This window comes from Pirellulales bacterium, from assembly GCA_035533075.1.
GTDB lineage: Bacteria > Planctomycetota > Planctomycetia > Pirellulales > JAICIG01 > DASSFG01.
The window spans coordinates 1-14,790 of the sequence record DATLUO010000160.1; the positions used below are offsets into that span (position 1 = coordinate 1).

Annotated in this window: 12 protein-coding genes; 7 read left to right on the forward strand and 5 right to left on the reverse strand. The window is 64.5% G+C overall.

What is annotated here, in order from left to right; genetic code table 11:
- Positions 1 to 421: 421 nt before the first annotated feature.
- Both VNH11_19880 and VNH11_19885 read right to left on the reverse strand, forming a co-directional pair.
- Positions 422 to 1,030 carry a sigma-70 family RNA polymerase sigma factor gene (locus VNH11_19880; protein ID HVA48636.1) on the reverse strand — a complete coding sequence of 203 codons (609 nt, stop codon included), beginning with the start codon at positions 1,028 to 1,030 and terminating at the stop codon, positions 422 to 424.
- 116 nt (positions 1,031 to 1,146) lie between these two features.
- Positions 1,147 to 2,004 carry a hypothetical protein gene (locus VNH11_19885; protein ID HVA48637.1) on the reverse strand — a complete coding sequence of 286 codons (858 nt, stop codon included), beginning with the start codon at positions 2,002 to 2,004 and terminating at the stop codon, positions 1,147 to 1,149.
- A 185-nt stretch (positions 2,005 to 2,189) separates the two neighbouring features.
- Between VNH11_19885 and VNH11_19890 the strand changes: the two genes are divergently transcribed.
- On the forward strand, positions 2,190 to 3,968 hold the full coding sequence (locus VNH11_19890) for a hypothetical protein (GenBank protein HVA48638.1): 1,779 nt from the start codon (positions 2,190 to 2,192) through the stop codon (positions 3,966 to 3,968).
- A gap of 2 nt (positions 3,969 to 3,970) precedes the next feature.
- Here the strand turns inward: VNH11_19890 and VNH11_19895 are convergent, their stop codons facing one another.
- Genes VNH11_19895 through VNH11_19905 form a run of 3 tightly spaced genes read right to left on the reverse strand, consistent with a single transcriptional unit; the run spans position 3,971 to position 6,401 of the window.
- Complete coding sequence (locus VNH11_19895) at positions 3,971 to 5,143, reverse strand: sulfite oxidase (protein ID HVA48639.1); 1,173 nt, start codon at positions 5,141 to 5,143, stop codon at positions 3,971 to 3,973.
- A 21-nt stretch (positions 5,144 to 5,164) separates the two neighbouring features.
- The gene (locus VNH11_19900) at positions 5,165 to 5,437 is read right to left on the reverse strand and encodes a hypothetical protein (protein HVA48640.1); all 273 of its coding nucleotides are present in this window, start codon (positions 5,435 to 5,437) and stop codon (positions 5,165 to 5,167) included.
- 22 nt (positions 5,438 to 5,459) lie between these two features.
- The gene (locus VNH11_19905; GenBank protein HVA48641.1) at positions 5,460 to 6,401 is read right to left on the reverse strand and encodes a DUF1559 domain-containing protein; all 942 of its coding nucleotides are present in this window, start codon (positions 6,399 to 6,401) and stop codon (positions 5,460 to 5,462) included.
- A 149-nt stretch (positions 6,402 to 6,550) separates the two neighbouring features.
- On the opposite strand from VNH11_19905, the gene VNH11_19910 reads away from it, so the two are divergent.
- From VNH11_19910 to VNH11_19935, 6 genes are all read left to right on the forward strand, one after another.
- Positions 6,551 to 7,222 (forward strand): response regulator transcription factor, encoded by a 672-nt coding sequence (locus VNH11_19910; protein ID HVA48642.1) that lies wholly within the window; start codon positions 6,551 to 6,553, stop codon positions 7,220 to 7,222.
- Positions 7,203 to 8,627: an ATP-binding protein gene (locus VNH11_19915; protein HVA48643.1), complete on the forward strand. Its 1,425-nt coding sequence runs from the start codon at positions 7,203 to 7,205 to the stop codon at positions 8,625 to 8,627. Before VNH11_19910 ends, VNH11_19915 begins: the two co-directional genes overlap by 20 nt.
- 494 nt (positions 8,628 to 9,121) lie before the next feature.
- Positions 9,122 to 10,681 carry a TolC family protein gene (locus VNH11_19920; protein HVA48644.1) on the forward strand — a complete coding sequence of 520 codons (1,560 nt, stop codon included), beginning with the start codon at positions 9,122 to 9,124 and terminating at the stop codon, positions 10,679 to 10,681.
- A gap of 263 nt (positions 10,682 to 10,944) precedes the next feature.
- The gene (locus tag VNH11_19925) at positions 10,945 to 12,276 is read left to right on the forward strand and encodes a hypothetical protein (protein ID HVA48645.1); all 1,332 of its coding nucleotides are present in this window, start codon (positions 10,945 to 10,947) and stop codon (positions 12,274 to 12,276) included.
- 454 nt (positions 12,277 to 12,730) lie between these two features.
- A complete protein-coding gene (locus tag VNH11_19930; GenBank protein HVA48646.1) occupies positions 12,731 to 13,483 on the forward strand; it encodes a hypothetical protein in 753 nt (250 codons plus the stop codon).
- 82 nt (positions 13,484 to 13,565) lie between these two features.
- Positions 13,566 to 14,699 carry a site-2 protease family protein gene (locus VNH11_19935; GenBank protein HVA48647.1) on the forward strand — a complete coding sequence of 378 codons (1,134 nt, stop codon included), beginning with the start codon at positions 13,566 to 13,568 and terminating at the stop codon, positions 14,697 to 14,699.
- Positions 14,700 to 14,790: the final 91 nt, after the last annotated feature.

Sequence of the window (14,790 nt, forward strand, 5' to 3'; positions counted from 1 at the left end):
CGCGCGAAAGAAAAGCGACACGCGCGTGTCGCTTTTCTTTCGCGCGCTTGCTGGCCAGGGAGGTGCGGACGGCACCAGCCGCGTAGCGGCGAGATAGTTTAGCCGTGAGCGCAAGCCGATGCGGTAGATTAGGCAAGCCGCGTAGCGGCGACAGAGGTATCGCACCACGCGCTCTGTCGCCGCTACGCGGCTGCGCGGATCGTTGGCGTCCCTTTTCCGTGGGCTCGCGCCCACGGCTAATCTCTACCGTCCCTACGGGACTGGGAAACGCAACGGTCGCGACGCGGATCGTTGGCGTCCCTTGTCCGTGAGCTCGCGCCGCTCGCGCCCACGGCTAAACTCTACCGTCCCTACGGGACTGGGAAACGCAACGACAGCCGTGGCCCCGCGCGGAAGTGGACGCGACAGACGTGTCGCCTGGCTAGTCGATCAGCCCGGCGGCTTCCTCGCGCAATCGCCGCAACACGCGCGACTTTCCGGTCAGCACCGCGTTGACGGTGATGCCCAAGTCGGCGGCCACGGCGGCCGGCGCCTCGCCGCCCAACGTCGTGCGGCGGAACGCCTCCCAGGTCGACTTGGTGAAGTCGCGCTCGACGGTCGCCATCAACCGCTGCAAGACAAACTGGTCGTGCTCTTCGTCCCATTGCCGCGACAACGCGCTCGCCGGATCCTCAAGCTGTTCGAGGAAACCCTCCACCGAGTCGGAGTCGAGTCCGACGCGCGGGCGGCGCTTCCGCTTTTTCCAGTGCGCGCGCAGCCGGTTCGCCACCACGTTGCCCAGCCAGCGGCGAAAGGAGCCGTCGCGCTGGCGCTCGAAGCCGGGCAACTCGCGGACCACAACCAGCAGCACCTCCTGCGTCAGGTCGCGCGCCTCGTCGCCCAATTCGGGCACGCGGGCCAGCCAACGCAGAATCCACGGCTCATAAATGTCGTGCAGCCGCCGCCATTGCGGATCGCCCGGCCCGGCCGACCGCAGCCGGTCGAGCAGACTGATCGAGGTGAGCTTCGAAGCGTCGAAAGAGCGAGTCACGGAGCGGCCTACCTTGCAGCTACGGCATACCACCGCCGTGCTATGCAGGATAACCGGCCGCAAGCCATCGCAACAAGCATGGGCGTCACGATCTCCGCAACGCGAGGGGTCGGTGGCTATTTCTCGATGAAGAGATCGTCGGCCTTGGCCTGCACGACGCGAATCAAAAGCACGATCTGATTGAACGCGTCGGAGCGGCGCTCGGTGAAAAACTGGTGCCCCAGGCTTCCCGGCCGGCCGTCCCGGCAGCTCAAGACGAGCATCTCGCCCGGAGTCAGCGTGGCCGTCAGCCGCAGACCGTCGAACGTCTTGCGCGGGGGCGTGTGTACGATGGCAAACGAGCCGCCTTCGTCCGGCGTGATCTCGCGATGCGCCTCGCCATGCTCGACTTCGGGCACGATCTCCAGCTTCACCCGGCCGTCGGGCTGGGGGCGGACTTTGGTCACCAAGCAGCCCTGCGCGTTCGTGAACGTCCATCCCCGCACCACCGCCCCGTCGTCGTTCTCGTCGCGAAGAAGGACGTTCAGCTTGGCGTGCCGCTCCCGCTCGCCGGTCACGACGATGCGGTTGGGCGTTTCGATCTGATAGACGTCGATCAGCTTGCGGTGGATCAGCGGCTTCTTCGATAAGTCGATCACGGGCGGCTGCGTGTTGTCGGCCAGGGGCGCGTCGTCGCTGAGTTGCAGCAACTCGGTGACGGCGGCCGGCAATTGTCCGGCGACTTGCCCGACAATGAACCCGTTCGCCGCCAGTTGCCGGCGCGCTTCCAAGGGGACCGCTTGCTCGTCGAGCGCCGCCCAGAGCGGCCCGGTGGTCGCCTTGTCGCCCGCGGCGATGCGCACGAAGAACACTTCGAGCGCCACATGGTCGGCGGCGGGCGACGGGGGCGTAAGCGACGTGTTTTTAGGTATCTTCGAGCAACCGGCCGCCACCGCCAGCAAGGCCAACGGCATCGCGGACGGCCAACCAGACATGAGAGATGCTCCAAGAACTTGGGCGGGGCGGCAAAGGTATAAAAAACGGCGGCCGGCGTCAATTCCGCTCGACAGCTCCAATTTTGAAACACTTGCGACGAATTCCGGGTATACTCACTGCCTGATCGGCCAGACCCGCTTTCAGCCGCAACTCCCGCACTCCGTTCAACATAAGGACCTTGGCCATGCGACAGCTTCGCGCGTTTTTGGTGTTTTGCACTCTCGTCGGAACGGCACTCTGTGCCCGCGCCGCTCGCGCCGAAGAGCCGTTGGGGCTGTTGCCCGGCGATACGGCCCTGGTGGTCCGCTTTCAATCGCTTGACAAGTTGGCCAGCAATTTCAAAGAGACCGCCTCGACGCTGGGCCCGCTGGCCAATCCGGCGGTTGAGGGCGTCGAACGGGGTCTGAGCGAGATGTTTCAGATCGGGGCCGACGGGACGGCGGTCGACCGCACGGCACCCGCCTATGTGGCGGCGTTCGCCTTGGAGGGCCAGCCTGAACCGGTGGTGTGGATCGTCAAGACGCCGGATGAGGCGAAACTGCGGCGGGCGGTCCTGAAAGCCAACGCCGATGAAGCGCTGCCGGTTGAGAAGCTCGACGGCGGCTTCGAGAAAGTCTCGAAGGACGACCGCCACTGGTTCTTCGCGCACCGCGGCGAGTGGACGTTCTACACGCGCCGCGAAGAAGTGGTCAAGTCGCTGACGGCCGAGCCGCAGGAGCCGGGGGCCCTGGCGAAGTTATTCGCCGGACGTGCCTCCGATCTGGCCGCCGAAGGCGATGCCGCGGTGATGGTCAACGTCGCTCGGCTGCTGGAAGTCTATGGCGACAAGCTTGATGAGGCCCATGACAAGCTGCGGCGGCAAATCGAAACGCTTCCCAAAGAGTTCCTGGGCGGCGACAGCAATGCCACTGATCCGCGGGCCATAAAAAAAATGTACGCCGACATTGCCGAGCTGGCTTTCCGCTCGCTCACCGACGCGCAATGGGCCACCGCCCGCTTGAACTTCAACTCCACGGGCGTCAACCTGGCCCTGCTGCTGGGCGTGAAGGCCGACTCGGCGACGGACCACTTGCTCGTCGCCAATCCGGCGGCCAGCCTGGAAACGTTGGGACTGTTGCCGGCAGGCGCCGCGGCCTACGTGGCCACGACCTCATACGCGGAGGGTCTTCGCGATTGGAACCGAGATTTTTTGAAGCTTGCCTATGGAGAAGACACGGACGCGACCAAGCAACTCCTGCAATCGATCGACGATATTGCCGCGTCAGGCGTGAGCACAAAGGCCACGAGTTTTTCGTTTCCGTCCGGCGTCAACACGAGCATCACCACGGTTTCGCTGACGCAAGCCAAGGACGCCGACAAGTTTCGCAAGGCGACGACCGCTTATGAACCGGCCGCCAACCGGCAAGACACGCCGCTCTTTTCGCAAAGCGTCGAGCACAAGGCCAACGCGGAAGAATATCAGGGGCGTTCGGTCGATCTGCTGACGACGCGCTTCAAGTTCAAAGACGTGGCGGACCCAGGCCAGGCCATCGGCCAGAAGCTGCTGGAAAAGATGTTCGGCGGATCCGAGGTCGAGACCCGGCTCACCACGCTGGAGGGCATGGTGGTGCAAGCGGCGGGCAACGATCCCAAGTATCTGCACGCCGCGATCGATGGGCTGGAAAGCGGCGAAAAGGTGCTGGCCCTCGAAGAAGCCTATGCCGGCACGCGCGACCAGCTTGCCGAGAAGGCCAACGTGGTCGCGCTGATTGACGTTCCGCGGCTGGTCATCGACCTGATCGGCATGGTGCGCACGATTCCGCCGCTCGACGTCGCATTGGCCCAGGCGCCGATCAACCTGGGCGCGCAGCCGGCCACTTCCTATGCCGGCTTTTCGCTGGCCACGCAGCCGCAAGCGCTGCGGATCGACCTTTTCGTGCCCGTCAGCCAGCCGAAAGGCGTGCTGCAGATTTTCGGGCAATAGCTTCAGATGCCCGCCCCGGCCGTACACTCCAGGTCGACGTCCAAAGGGCGACGCGCGTTGCGCTCGGCGAAGGCGTTCATGTCGTAGAGCAGGGTCTGCCAGTCCGTCGCCTGCTCCTCCGCGCCGACGGCCGCTTCGACATGCACCGTGACGGGCCGGCTGAAGGTGATCAGGTAACCGCCGCGCAACGGGTCGTGATCGGCCGGCTGCGTTTCGCCCGACTCGCCCACCGCCCGCGTCTTGAGCACATAATCGCCCGGCACCTCGACCTGCCAGGTCGTCTCCCACAGGATCCACGAATAGGCGGCGCGGGGACCGATCAGTTCGGCACTCCGCCAATCGCGCCCGTCGTTGGTGCTGATTTCGACCCGCGCCACGGCGTCTTCGCCCGCCCAGGCCAAGCCGACAACGCGGTTCGCGCCGAGCGGCAAGACGTCGCCCTGGCGCGGCCGCAGAATTTCCGACTTCGCGGCCATCGGTCCCACGACCACCGTTTCCAACGCATCGCCGCGGCGTTGTTTCACGGAGTATTTCGTGGTCTGAAAATAGCCGCCGAAGCGACGGTCGAGCACCTCGATGCGCTCGAGCCATTTGACGGAGGCCACGCCATACCAGCCGGGCACGAACAGCCGCAGTGGAAAGCCATGGTCCGGTTCGAGCACCTCGCCGTTCATCCGCAAGGCCAGCAGCGTGTCGGGATGGAGCGCCTTCTGCATGGGAAGGCCGCGTTCGAAGTGCATCGGCTGGGGATGATCGGGTTCCGTGCCGCGGTCGGCGCCTTGGCAGAGCACTTCCATGGCCCCGGGTCCGACGCCGGCCTGCTCCAGCACGTCGCGCAGAGGCACGCCCGTCCATTCGGCGTGGCCGACGGCGCCGGCGGCCCATTGCACGCCGGCCTCGCGCGGGCGGAGAAACGAACGGCCGTTGCCCGCGCATTCGACCGTGGCAAACACGGTCCGCTGCGGCAGCTCGTTCAGTTCGTCCCAGGTCCATTGCCGCGGCCGACGGACGCAGCCTTCCACCGACAGCCGCCACGTGTCGAGATCGATTTGCGGGCGAGGGAAGTGATTGCGGATGAAAAACAACCGGTTGGGGGTGACCCAACTCGACTGCGCGTCCAAGGGCGTTTCGCTGTTTTCGGGCTCGACGGTGACGATTTTGCGATGGGTGCTCATGATGGCTTTCGGTGAAACAAGCTATTCGATCTCATAAATTCGCCCGTCGGCATAGACCTCGGCCTCGCGCACCCGCCCCTGGGCGTTTTTCCCGCGCAGCTCATAGACCTCCTCTTCGCCCACCTTCTTCTTGTAGGCGGTCTGAAATTTGATGTCGGGCAACTGCTTCTGAGCGGCCTCGACGGCGGCTTTGGGCACCTGATCGATGGGCACGACCTGATCTTTCGGGCCGGGGGCTTCCGAGCAGCCGACGGCCAAAAACAGCAAGAGCCAGACGAGCAGTGATCGTTGCATCTTCAATTAGCTCCTTCCCTGTTTAATAGTCGATTTTCGGCGTCTCGCCGCCCGCCCGTGTCGTGAGTGCCAGCCACGAGCGATAGTCGATATCGGTGCTCAAGAACCGCACGTGGCCGTCGGCAAACAGGAAGTTTACACCACGGCCGTGGTGACTGTAAAACTGGTTAACGTCGGCGTTGGGGTCGCCCGGCCCATAACCCTCGCCGGCGTGGCCCAGAATCATGCCCGCACTGTTCTCGGCCTTGTAGGCGCCGATCGCGTTGCCGTCGTCGGGATAAAGGATGGCGCCGGTCACGCTGCCGACCCACGTCGCCTCGCCGAAATCGTGGGCCCGCTCGCCGACCGCGATCGTCTGCGAAGTGCCGTCGAGGACCTCGCGATATTGGACATGGCTGTTACGGAAAAACAGCCCCGCCCCATCGACGCCCGGCTCGGTATCGCCGTACATTCCCACGTAATTCGATGGGCCGACCTGGCAGATTTGGGCGATGGGGTCGCCCGTGACGGGGTCACGGCTCCAGGCCCACCAATCGGCCGCCTTCGGGTCGGAAGGACAGAGAAACACCGGAAACTCAAGCAGGCGGACCTGGGCGTTCAGCGGATCCTCAATCGACTGTTTTAAGGCGATCAGGTTGTAGGTCGGCGATTGCTCCAATTCGGGCAACATCAGTGCAGCCCAGCCCCAGCCCGGCCCCGTGTCGTCGCCCGCACTGTCGAAGTTCGAGATATAGCCGGAGGGAAGCGACAAGGCCCGGTCGTGATAATCCGAGAGTGCGATGCCGATCTGCCGGAGATTGTTGACGCACTGGCTGCGCCTCCCTGCCTCGCGGGCCGCCTGAACGGCCGGCAGCAGCAAAGCGACCAGCAGCCCGATAATCGCGATCGAGACGAGCAGCTCGACCAGCGTGAAGCCACGCGGCGAGCCGCTTTCAACCGGTAGTCGATATTCCCTGAGCATCATTTCTACGGCCTCCGTGGTGCGCTTGCTGTTGCTGTGGTAGGTCGCCTTTTGCAATCGTACCAAGCCAGGCTAACGGCCGTCTCTCAGCAACATGACAATCGTGCAATCTTCCCCTGGAAATACAGGGCACTGCGTGGCAGGATACATCAATGCGCGTACTGGTGGCGGAAGACAGCTCCGAAATGGGAACCCACTTGCAGCAAGGGCTCGGCGAGCACGGCTATACCGTCGACGTCGTCACCGATGGCGAAGCCGCGCTGGCGCACGCCGCGACCGGCGCCTACGACCTGCTGATCCTCGATCGCTCGCTGCCCCGTTGCGAAGGCGTGGCGGTGTTGCGCCAGTTGCGGGCGCAAGGCAACCAAACTCCCTGCATCTTTGTGACGGCCCGCGGATCGGTCGGCGAACGGGTGGAAGGTCTCGACGCCGGCGGCGACGACTATCTGGTCAAGCCGTTCTCGTTCGCCGAGCTGCTGGCCCGCATTCGTGCCATCAGCCGGCGCGGCAGCGACAGTCAGAACGCGGTGCTCGAAGTGGCCGACCTGCGGCTCGACCCGGCCACGATGATCGTCGAGCGGGCCGGCCGCCGGCTCGACCTGACTGCCAAGCAATTCGTGCTGCTCAGCTATCTGATGCGCCATGCCGGGCAGGTCGTCAGCCGGGCGATGTTGCTCGAACACGTTTGGAACTTCGAGTTCGACGGCCTGAGCAACGTCGTCGACGTGCATATCAACCGTCTGCGAGGCAAGGTCGACCGCGGCTTCGACCCACCGCTGATCCACACTCTGCGCGGACTGGGCTATGTCCTTCGTGAGCCGTAACCGCTGGCTGAACGCCGCCACTCGACTCGGTTTGCGAGCGCGCATCACGGCGTGGACCGCCTCGATGCTCGGCGTGGCGCTCGTCGCGGCGCTGGTCTGGGGACATCAGAACCTGCGGAGCGTGCTGCAACTGAAGAGCGACGGCCTACTGGAAGGGAAGATGGCCGAGTTGGCCTCGGTGATTCGCGAGACCCCGGCAGCATCGGCCCAGGCCAAGCTGGCGGATGAAATCCGTCGCGAAGTCGTCGCGCACCGCGAGGAAGGTCTGGTGGTCGTGGTCCGCGGCGCCGGCACGAGCATCGTCGCTCCTTCGTCGCCCGCAGCCCAAGAGTTGAGCCGGAGACTCGACCAGGACGCCGTACAACCGGGCGTGCAAACGATACGGCTGCCTCCATCGGCGAAGGCCTACCGCGTGCTGCACGCTGAGATCGACGTGGCGGGCCGCCGGACGTATTCGTTTGACCTGGCACTTGACCTGTCGGCCACCGGCAAATTGCTGGCCGATTTCGACCGCCGCTTGGCGGCGGGCGGGCTGGTGTTCTTGGCTGCCGCCGTTGGGGGCGGGTTCTTTCTCTCGCGCCGCGCGCTGGAGCCCGTGGCGCGAAGCATCGAGACGGCGCGGTTGCTCAACCCGGCCGATCTCTCGGCCAGGCTGCCGGTTTCCGGTGCCGACGACGAGTTGGACGAGCTGGCCCACACGATGAACGAGATGCTCGATCGGCTGGCCGTGTATCACGCGCAGATCCAACAGTTCACCGCCGACGCTTCGCACGAGCTGCGCAGTCCCTTGGGCGCGATGCGGACCGCCATCGAAGTCGCATTGCAGCAGCCGCGGCCCGGCGAAGAGTATCGCCGCGTGCTGGAAACGCTGGGAACGCAATGCGAGCGGCTGTCCGACCTGGTGAATAATCTGCTGTTGCTGGCCAGGGCCGATGCCGGGCAGGTCGAGCTGCGGCGCGACCTGGTTGACCTGGGGGAAATCATCGGCGAAACGGTCGACTTGTACCAGCCGGTCGCCGACGACCAGGATGTGACCCTTGATTGGTGCGCGCCGTCGCCGGTGGCCGTGCGCGGCGATCGCGGGCGGCTGCACCAATTGGTCACCAATCTGCTCGACAACGCCCTGAAGTTCACCGACCGCGGTGGGCGCGTCACCGTGCGGCTGGAAGCGGAGCGGGCGACCGCCCGGCTGACGGTGGCCGACACGGGCGTGGGCATTGCCTCCGACCGACTGCCGTACATTTTCGATCGGTTCTACCAGCTCGACGCGGCCCGCGCGGGCCGGGGCGCCGGGCTCGGGTTGAGCATCTGCCGTTGGATTGTGGCGGCCCACGGCGGCAGCATCGAGGCGGCCAGCCAACCGGGCCGCGGCACCGTGATGACGGTCGTCTTGCCGTTCGAGTAGCGCCGTCGGCAGGACCTACGGCCCAACTTGAGGATTTCCGCTCCGACGGTCAAACATTGCCCATCTGCCACAAATCCTTCAACTGGAATGGTCGCCTCAACCGATAAGCTTGCCGCACCGTGCATTTTGGCGAGTTTTCTACATTGGCAATCGGGCCTTTTTCGCACCGACCGAGTCGTCGGCCGCGCGCCCACCTCAACGGCGCGACGGTAGGTTGGCTATTCTGCGCGCTCCTGCCCGGCGTGGCGGCCTGCCGAGCGCCCCTGAAGTTGAATCGCCCCGAAGCGATGCAAGTAGCCAAGCAATCCGGGAACGATGTCAAAACGATCCCCGCAAACGTGTCTCGTCGGAGCGCCCAGTCTTCGCAACCCGCCCTTGCCGCGGCGACGCACGCCCCACTGACCGCCATGACGTCCGGGCCCGTTGCAGTCCGCGCGGCCGGCAACGTGTCTCCCACGCCGCAAAAACGGGCAGTACAAGCCGCCTCTCGCCAAATGGCCTCCGCGTTCCCTGAGTCGCAAGTCGTGCCCAAGCTCGAATCGCCTCAGCGTCTGCCCCCGCCGGTTCCGCCGGACGACATCGCGGGCGAAATCCCGGTGACGGAATATGGTCGCCGCCTGCGCCTGCCTGCCGCCATCCCTGGCGCCGAAGCGGCGCAAATTCGCCTGCCGCCCCACGATGCCGACCCGGAGTTCAAGAACCACATCATCGACCGATTGTTTCCCAACTTGCCCAGGATGTGGCCCCTGAAGTTGCCCAAGCCCACGGCCGAGAGGCCCGCCATGACCTTGAACGGCTTGCAAGACCTGGCCCTGCAATACAACCCGCAGCTCATTCAGGCCCGCGCCAATGTGCAGTCGATGGCCGGCGATGCGATCCAAGCGGGTACGCACCCCAACCCGATGTTCGGCTACGAGTCCGACACGGTCGGCTCATCGTTGAACCGCGATTACCAGGGGCTCTATTTCTCGCAAAACATCATCACCGCCAACAAGCTAGGACTGGCCCGGCGGGTGGCCAACGTGGATTTGATGAACGCCGAGCTGACGTTGCGCAAAACGCGTCTGCAAGTGCTGGCACAGGTGAAGGCCGCGTACTTCGCGGTGCTGGTCGCTCAGGAAAACGTGCTCGTCAGCGACGCGCTGGTGCGGTTCATGGAGCAGGTGTTTCAGATTCAGCGGTCCAGGATCAAGAACGAAGCGGCGGCCTTCGAGCCGGCCCAGTTGCGCGGTCTGGCCGACCTGGCCCGCGCGCAGCTCATCTTGGCCCAAAACAGCTACGTCGCCGCCTGGAAAACGTTGGCCGCTCGGCTGGGCCTGGCTCAGATGCCACCCGCCGCGCTGCGCGGCAGCGCAAACATGCCGGTGCCAGTGGTCACTTACGAGGCCGCGCAGCGCCGCATGCTGAGCATCCATCCCGATATCCTCATCGGACGCAATATGCAGAGCCGGGCCCGCTATGCGCTCAAACTCGAGCAAGTCCGCCCCATTCCCGACGTGTTTCTCTACGGCACGTTCCAGAAAGATTTCACTGCGCCGGGCGCGCACACCACAAGCTACAACACGCAAGTGGGCGTGCCGATACCGATCTTCAACCGCAACCGCGGCAACATCATCAGCGCCCAGGGCGATCTGGGCCAGGCCGAGCAGCAACTTCGCCGGGCGCAGATGGAACTGACCGAGCAGTTGGCCAACACATTTTCGCAATACGAGACGAACCGCTTCCAGTTGCAAATGTACGTCGACCACGTGTTGCCCGATTACGCCCGCGCCTACCGCGGGGTCTACGAACGGCACACCAACGAGCCGGAAAGGGTCGGTTTCGAAGACGTGATTCTGGTGCAGCAGAACCTGGCCTCGATGGTGACGTTGTACATCGCCGCGCTCAACGGCCAATGGTCGGCCGTAGCCGACCTCACGTATTTGATGCAAGTCGAGGATTTCGACGAGCTGGGCCGAGTCGGGGGAGGACAACAGCTGCCCGCGCCCGAACCGGTGCCGCCGCCGCGGGCCGAGCCGCGGCAGCCGCCGGCACGGCAAGGAGGGCCGCGATGAAGCGCTACTTGTCAAGACCGACCCAACGTGGTTCGCGGATTCTCTGTAGGGAACGGACTCCGTGCCGTTCCGCGCGCACCGGACGATCGTCGATCGGCACTCGGCGGAACGGCACGGAGTCCGTTCCCTACAGCGTCTTGTCCACGCGGAACGCGAGCGCGCTTCCGTGGCAGGAGTCGCGCCGATGGTGGGCCGGCGCTCGCAAGCTCGCTGGTCCCACCCTACGGCACGGTTGCCCGAAGATCGTCGAAATCGCAATCTGGTTGTGGTTAGCGCTGTTCCTCGGCACCGGCACGCTCTGCGCCGCGGATGGGCCGAGCAAGACGGCCCAAATGCGCTTTGCCTCGGCTCCGATGGCAGGGCAAGGCGAAAGCGAAGGCGACGCCTCGCCCGACGACAGCGTCGACGACCGCGAGACGTACAGCCCGGTGTTGCGACCGATCGAGGCCTACCTCGATGCCGCGCCGCCGCCGGATCCGCCGCCGCCGCAATGGGGCTCGCTGGAGCAGCCGATTCGCGCGCCGCTCGAAATGCCGACGTACAACTACCTGCAGGCTGCCCCGCCGAAGTTCGTCATCCAACCGAACTCGCCCCCGATTTATCGGCGGCCGGTGGAAGATCCCGACCGGCTCTCCTACGACGACGATCTGTTGAACATGCCGGTCAACCTTTATCGTCCCGATGGAATTGCGCCGCCGGGCGTCACCGGCGACCACACGCTCAAGACCGGCCACGCGCTGTTCAGCTACCGCTACAGCGTCGTCGGTTTTCAGGCCAGCCAGACCGGCGCTCACGTCGATACCGCGGCCGAGGTGCTGAACCGGTTCACCTACGCCCCGCAGCGGATGTACCAGCAACAACACCTGTTCCTGCTGGAGTATGCGCCCACCGACGACCTGACCCTGATGGCTCAGTTGCCGGTGCAGGAGAACAGCATCGACTATGTGGCCCGAAACGGCAGCACAGTCCACGACGCCTACACCCAGCTTGGCGACGTCAAGCTGTGGGCGCTGTATGCCCTGAAACGGTGGAAGAACCAGCAGATCCACGCCAACCTCGGTCTCAGCGTCCCCACCAACCTGATCCAATCCATCGACCAGTTCTCGCTGCCCGGCTCGCTGCACCTATCGTATCCAATCCGCATTGGTTCGGGGAGTTACGACCTGATGCCGGGCCTCACCTACCGCGGGCAAACCGAACGCTGGACGTGGGGCCTTCAGTCGATCGCCACCATCCGCACGGGCATGAACCGCTATGGCTATGAACTGGGCAACCAGATCGATCTCAACGCCTGGGCCTGGCGTCGCCTGACGGACCGCTTTGCCGCTTCGGGCCGGCTGCACGGCATGGGCTGGGGCAACATCCGCGGTATGGATCCGAATCTCACCCAGACCCTCGTCGAGACGAACGTGCCCGGTTTGCAAGGCGGCACGCGCGTCGACTTGCTCTTCGGCGGGCAGTATTACCTTCCCTGGGTGCGCGTGCCGGGCAATTGGTTCTCGATCGAAGCGGGCGTTCCCATCTACCAGAACCTGCACGGTCCCCAGCCCCGCGCCACCTGGTTGCTCAACGGCGGCTGGAATATGATGTGGTAGTCTCGCGCGTCTCAAATTGAGCCTGGTAGAGCTCGGTGATTCGTCGCTTGATGGAGGACGCGTGGTGGCTGGGGCAGAGCTTGGCCGCAGAGCGTGTCATCCCTACCGGGGCCGGATCTGGCCAAGCTCTGCCCCAGCCACCGCCCGGTGTGCCGCTTCGTGCATCAATTGTGCGGAATGTGCGGTATTTTGCTCGCCGCGAGGCGATTGGGTGCCGAGCGTCAAACTGGCCGTAAACCGCGGAGAGCAGGGGGTTTGAGATAGGTTGAGCGTTGGCGGTAACCAACGGCACAGCGATTGCTACTGTAAGAATGGCGGTTGGGCGGCGTATTACTTGGCAGGGTCGAGTACGCGATGCGGCGGATTGAACGACAAAACACGCGGTCAGGTCGGTGCGGGGACTCGATAACAAACCAACGAGTGCCTTGGAACCGGCGAAAAAAGGAGTCGAGTCATGAGAACGAGAATCGTTACGTTTGCACTGGCAGTTCTGAGCCTGCTTGCCTGGTCGGGGCCGGCGCAGGCGCAATTCGGCGGTCCGGTCGGCGGACCGATGTTCGGGGGTAATGTCGGTTATGGCGTCCCCGGCGGCGTCGGTTTCGGCGGTTGGGGTTGGGGCTGGGGCATGCTGGGGGCAGGTTCCACGGCGGCTGGCAGCGCCATGTTGGGCGGGGCCGCACTCACCGCGGCGGCGGGCGCGGCGGAGTTGGCGGATTCGTTGGCCGTCAGAAATTACCAAGCAGCCTACCAGCACTGGATGGAGAACCAAAAGTTGCGCGAGGAGACGTATTTCGATATGCGTCGGATGAACGCCAGCTATCGCGCGGAATCACGCGGCACGTCGCCCACAGCCGAACAGTTGGTGGCCTTCAGCAAGTCGCGGTTGCCGGAACGCTTGACCAACGAGCAGTTCGACCCTGAACGCGGACAGATCAAGTGGCCGCAGGTGTTGCTGCGAGATGAGTTTGCCCCGGAGCGCGCCGCGCTGGAATACCTGTTTGCCGAGCGGGCCACGCGGCCCTACAGTGCCGGCCTGGGCACGCAGAACTATCGTGAAGTCCGACGCGTCACCGACGACATGCACGATGTCTTGCGGGCGGTACTCGACGTGATCACTCCGGACGAATTCATCGTGGGAAACAAGTTCCTCAACAGCGTGGCCTACGAGGCCCGTTTCGAGCCTGATTCGACGTTGGTGACGAACTAGGGCGGCCGACCAACGATCTCGTTCTCAGGATGCGGTTCACCGGCGGTGGACCGCATCCTTTTTGTTTGGATACAATGGCAGCATGAAATGGTCCTTGAAACTCGGCACGGTCGCCGGCATCGGCATCTTCGTACATTGGACGTTCTCGATCCTCATTGGCTGGATCGTGTTCGCCGACGTCGCCGAGGGACTGAAGCGTCAGCAGTCGCCGACCAACATCGCGGCGGAGGCGTCGGAAGGCGCGCTGTTCATCATCGCCATTTTCGCCTGTGTCGTGCTGCACGAACTTGGCCACGCGCTGATGGCACGCCGCTATGGAGTGCGCACGCAGGATATCACGCTCTTGCCGATCGGCGGCGTGGCCCGTCTGGAACGCATGCCGGAAGATCCCGTGCAGGAGTTTTGGATCGCGGTGGCCGGACCCGCCGTGAACGTGGCGATCGCGGCGGTGTTGTTTCTCGTGCTTGCCCTTTTGGGCGGCGGAGTGCAGCTTCTGTCGTGGGGCGATATCACGGTGGACGCCTTCGAGCGGTTCGACGAGTTTTTGGTCAATCTACTGAAAGTCAACTTGCTGTTGGTGGTCTTCAACGCCATCCCGGCCTTTCCGATGGATGGCGGCCGCGTGCTGCGGGCCGTGTTGGCGCACTTTTGGGGCGACTATGTGCGGGCCACGCAGGCGGCCGCCAGCGTCGGGCAGTTAGTGGCTATCGGTTTCGGCTTTCTCGGCCTGTTCGGCAACCCTTTTCTGATCTTCATCGCCTTGTTCGTCTTCATTGGCGCTCAGGAAGAGGCGAACCTCGTGCAAATGCGTTCGCTGATGAAGGGTTTGCCCGTGCGGTCGGCCATGATGACCCGCTACCGCGCTTTGTCGCCCGACGACAGCTTGGAGGTGGCCACGACGGAACTGCTGGCCAGCGCGCAGCAGGACTTTCCGGTGCTGAGCGATGGCCAGGTAGTCGGCCTGCTGCGGCGCGGCGACGTGATTGCGGCTTTGGCGAACGACGGCGGCGGACGGGTCGGTGACGTGATGCAATCGGGCTGCGGAACCGTCGAAGACACCGAGATGCTCGCCAGCACCTTTCAGCGGATGCGCGAGGGGGGCTGTTCGGCCTTGCCGGTGGTGCATCACGGGCAACTCGTCGGCCTGATTACCCTGGAGAACGTCGGCGAGCTGATGATGATCAATTCCGCCCGCGGCCGCGCGCCAGCGGCGTAAAGGTGGCTGGGGCAGAGCTTGGCCAAGTCGAGGCTGGCGCTTCGTTCATCTCGGCGGCCAAGCGATGCCCCGGTTGGACGCACCGGGGCAT

Excerpts from the sequence above, each read along its gene's own strand:
- VNH11_19885 (HVA48637.1), bottom strand. The coding sequence starts at position 2,004 with ATGTCTGGTTGGCCGTCCGCGATGCCGTTGGCCTTGCTGGCGGTGGCG.
- VNH11_19890 (HVA48638.1), top strand. The coding sequence starts at position 2,190 with ATGCGACAGCTTCGCGCGTTTTTGGTGTTTTGCACTCTCGTCGGAACG.
- VNH11_19895 (HVA48639.1), bottom strand. The coding sequence starts at position 5,143 with ATGAGCACCCATCGCAAAATCGTCACCGTCGAGCCCGAAAACAGCGAA.
- VNH11_19900 (HVA48640.1), bottom strand. The coding sequence starts at position 5,437 with ATGCAACGATCACTGCTCGTCTGGCTCTTGCTGTTTTTGGCCGTCGGC.
- VNH11_19905 (HVA48641.1), bottom strand. The coding sequence starts at position 6,401 with ATGATGCTCAGGGAATATCGACTACCGGTTGAAAGCGGCTCGCCGCGT.
- VNH11_19910 (HVA48642.1), top strand. The coding sequence starts at position 6,551 with ATGCGCGTACTGGTGGCGGAAGACAGCTCCGAAATGGGAACCCACTTG.
- VNH11_19915 (HVA48643.1), top strand. The coding sequence starts at position 7,203 with ATGTCCTTCGTGAGCCGTAACCGCTGGCTGAACGCCGCCACTCGACTC.
- VNH11_19920 (HVA48644.1), top strand. The coding sequence starts at position 9,122 with ATGGCCTCCGCGTTCCCTGAGTCGCAAGTCGTGCCCAAGCTCGAATCG.
- VNH11_19930 (HVA48646.1), top strand. The coding sequence starts at position 12,731 with ATGAGAACGAGAATCGTTACGTTTGCACTGGCAGTTCTGAGCCTGCTT.
- VNH11_19935 (HVA48647.1), top strand. The coding sequence starts at position 13,566 with ATGAAATGGTCCTTGAAACTCGGCACGGTCGCCGGCATCGGCATCTTC.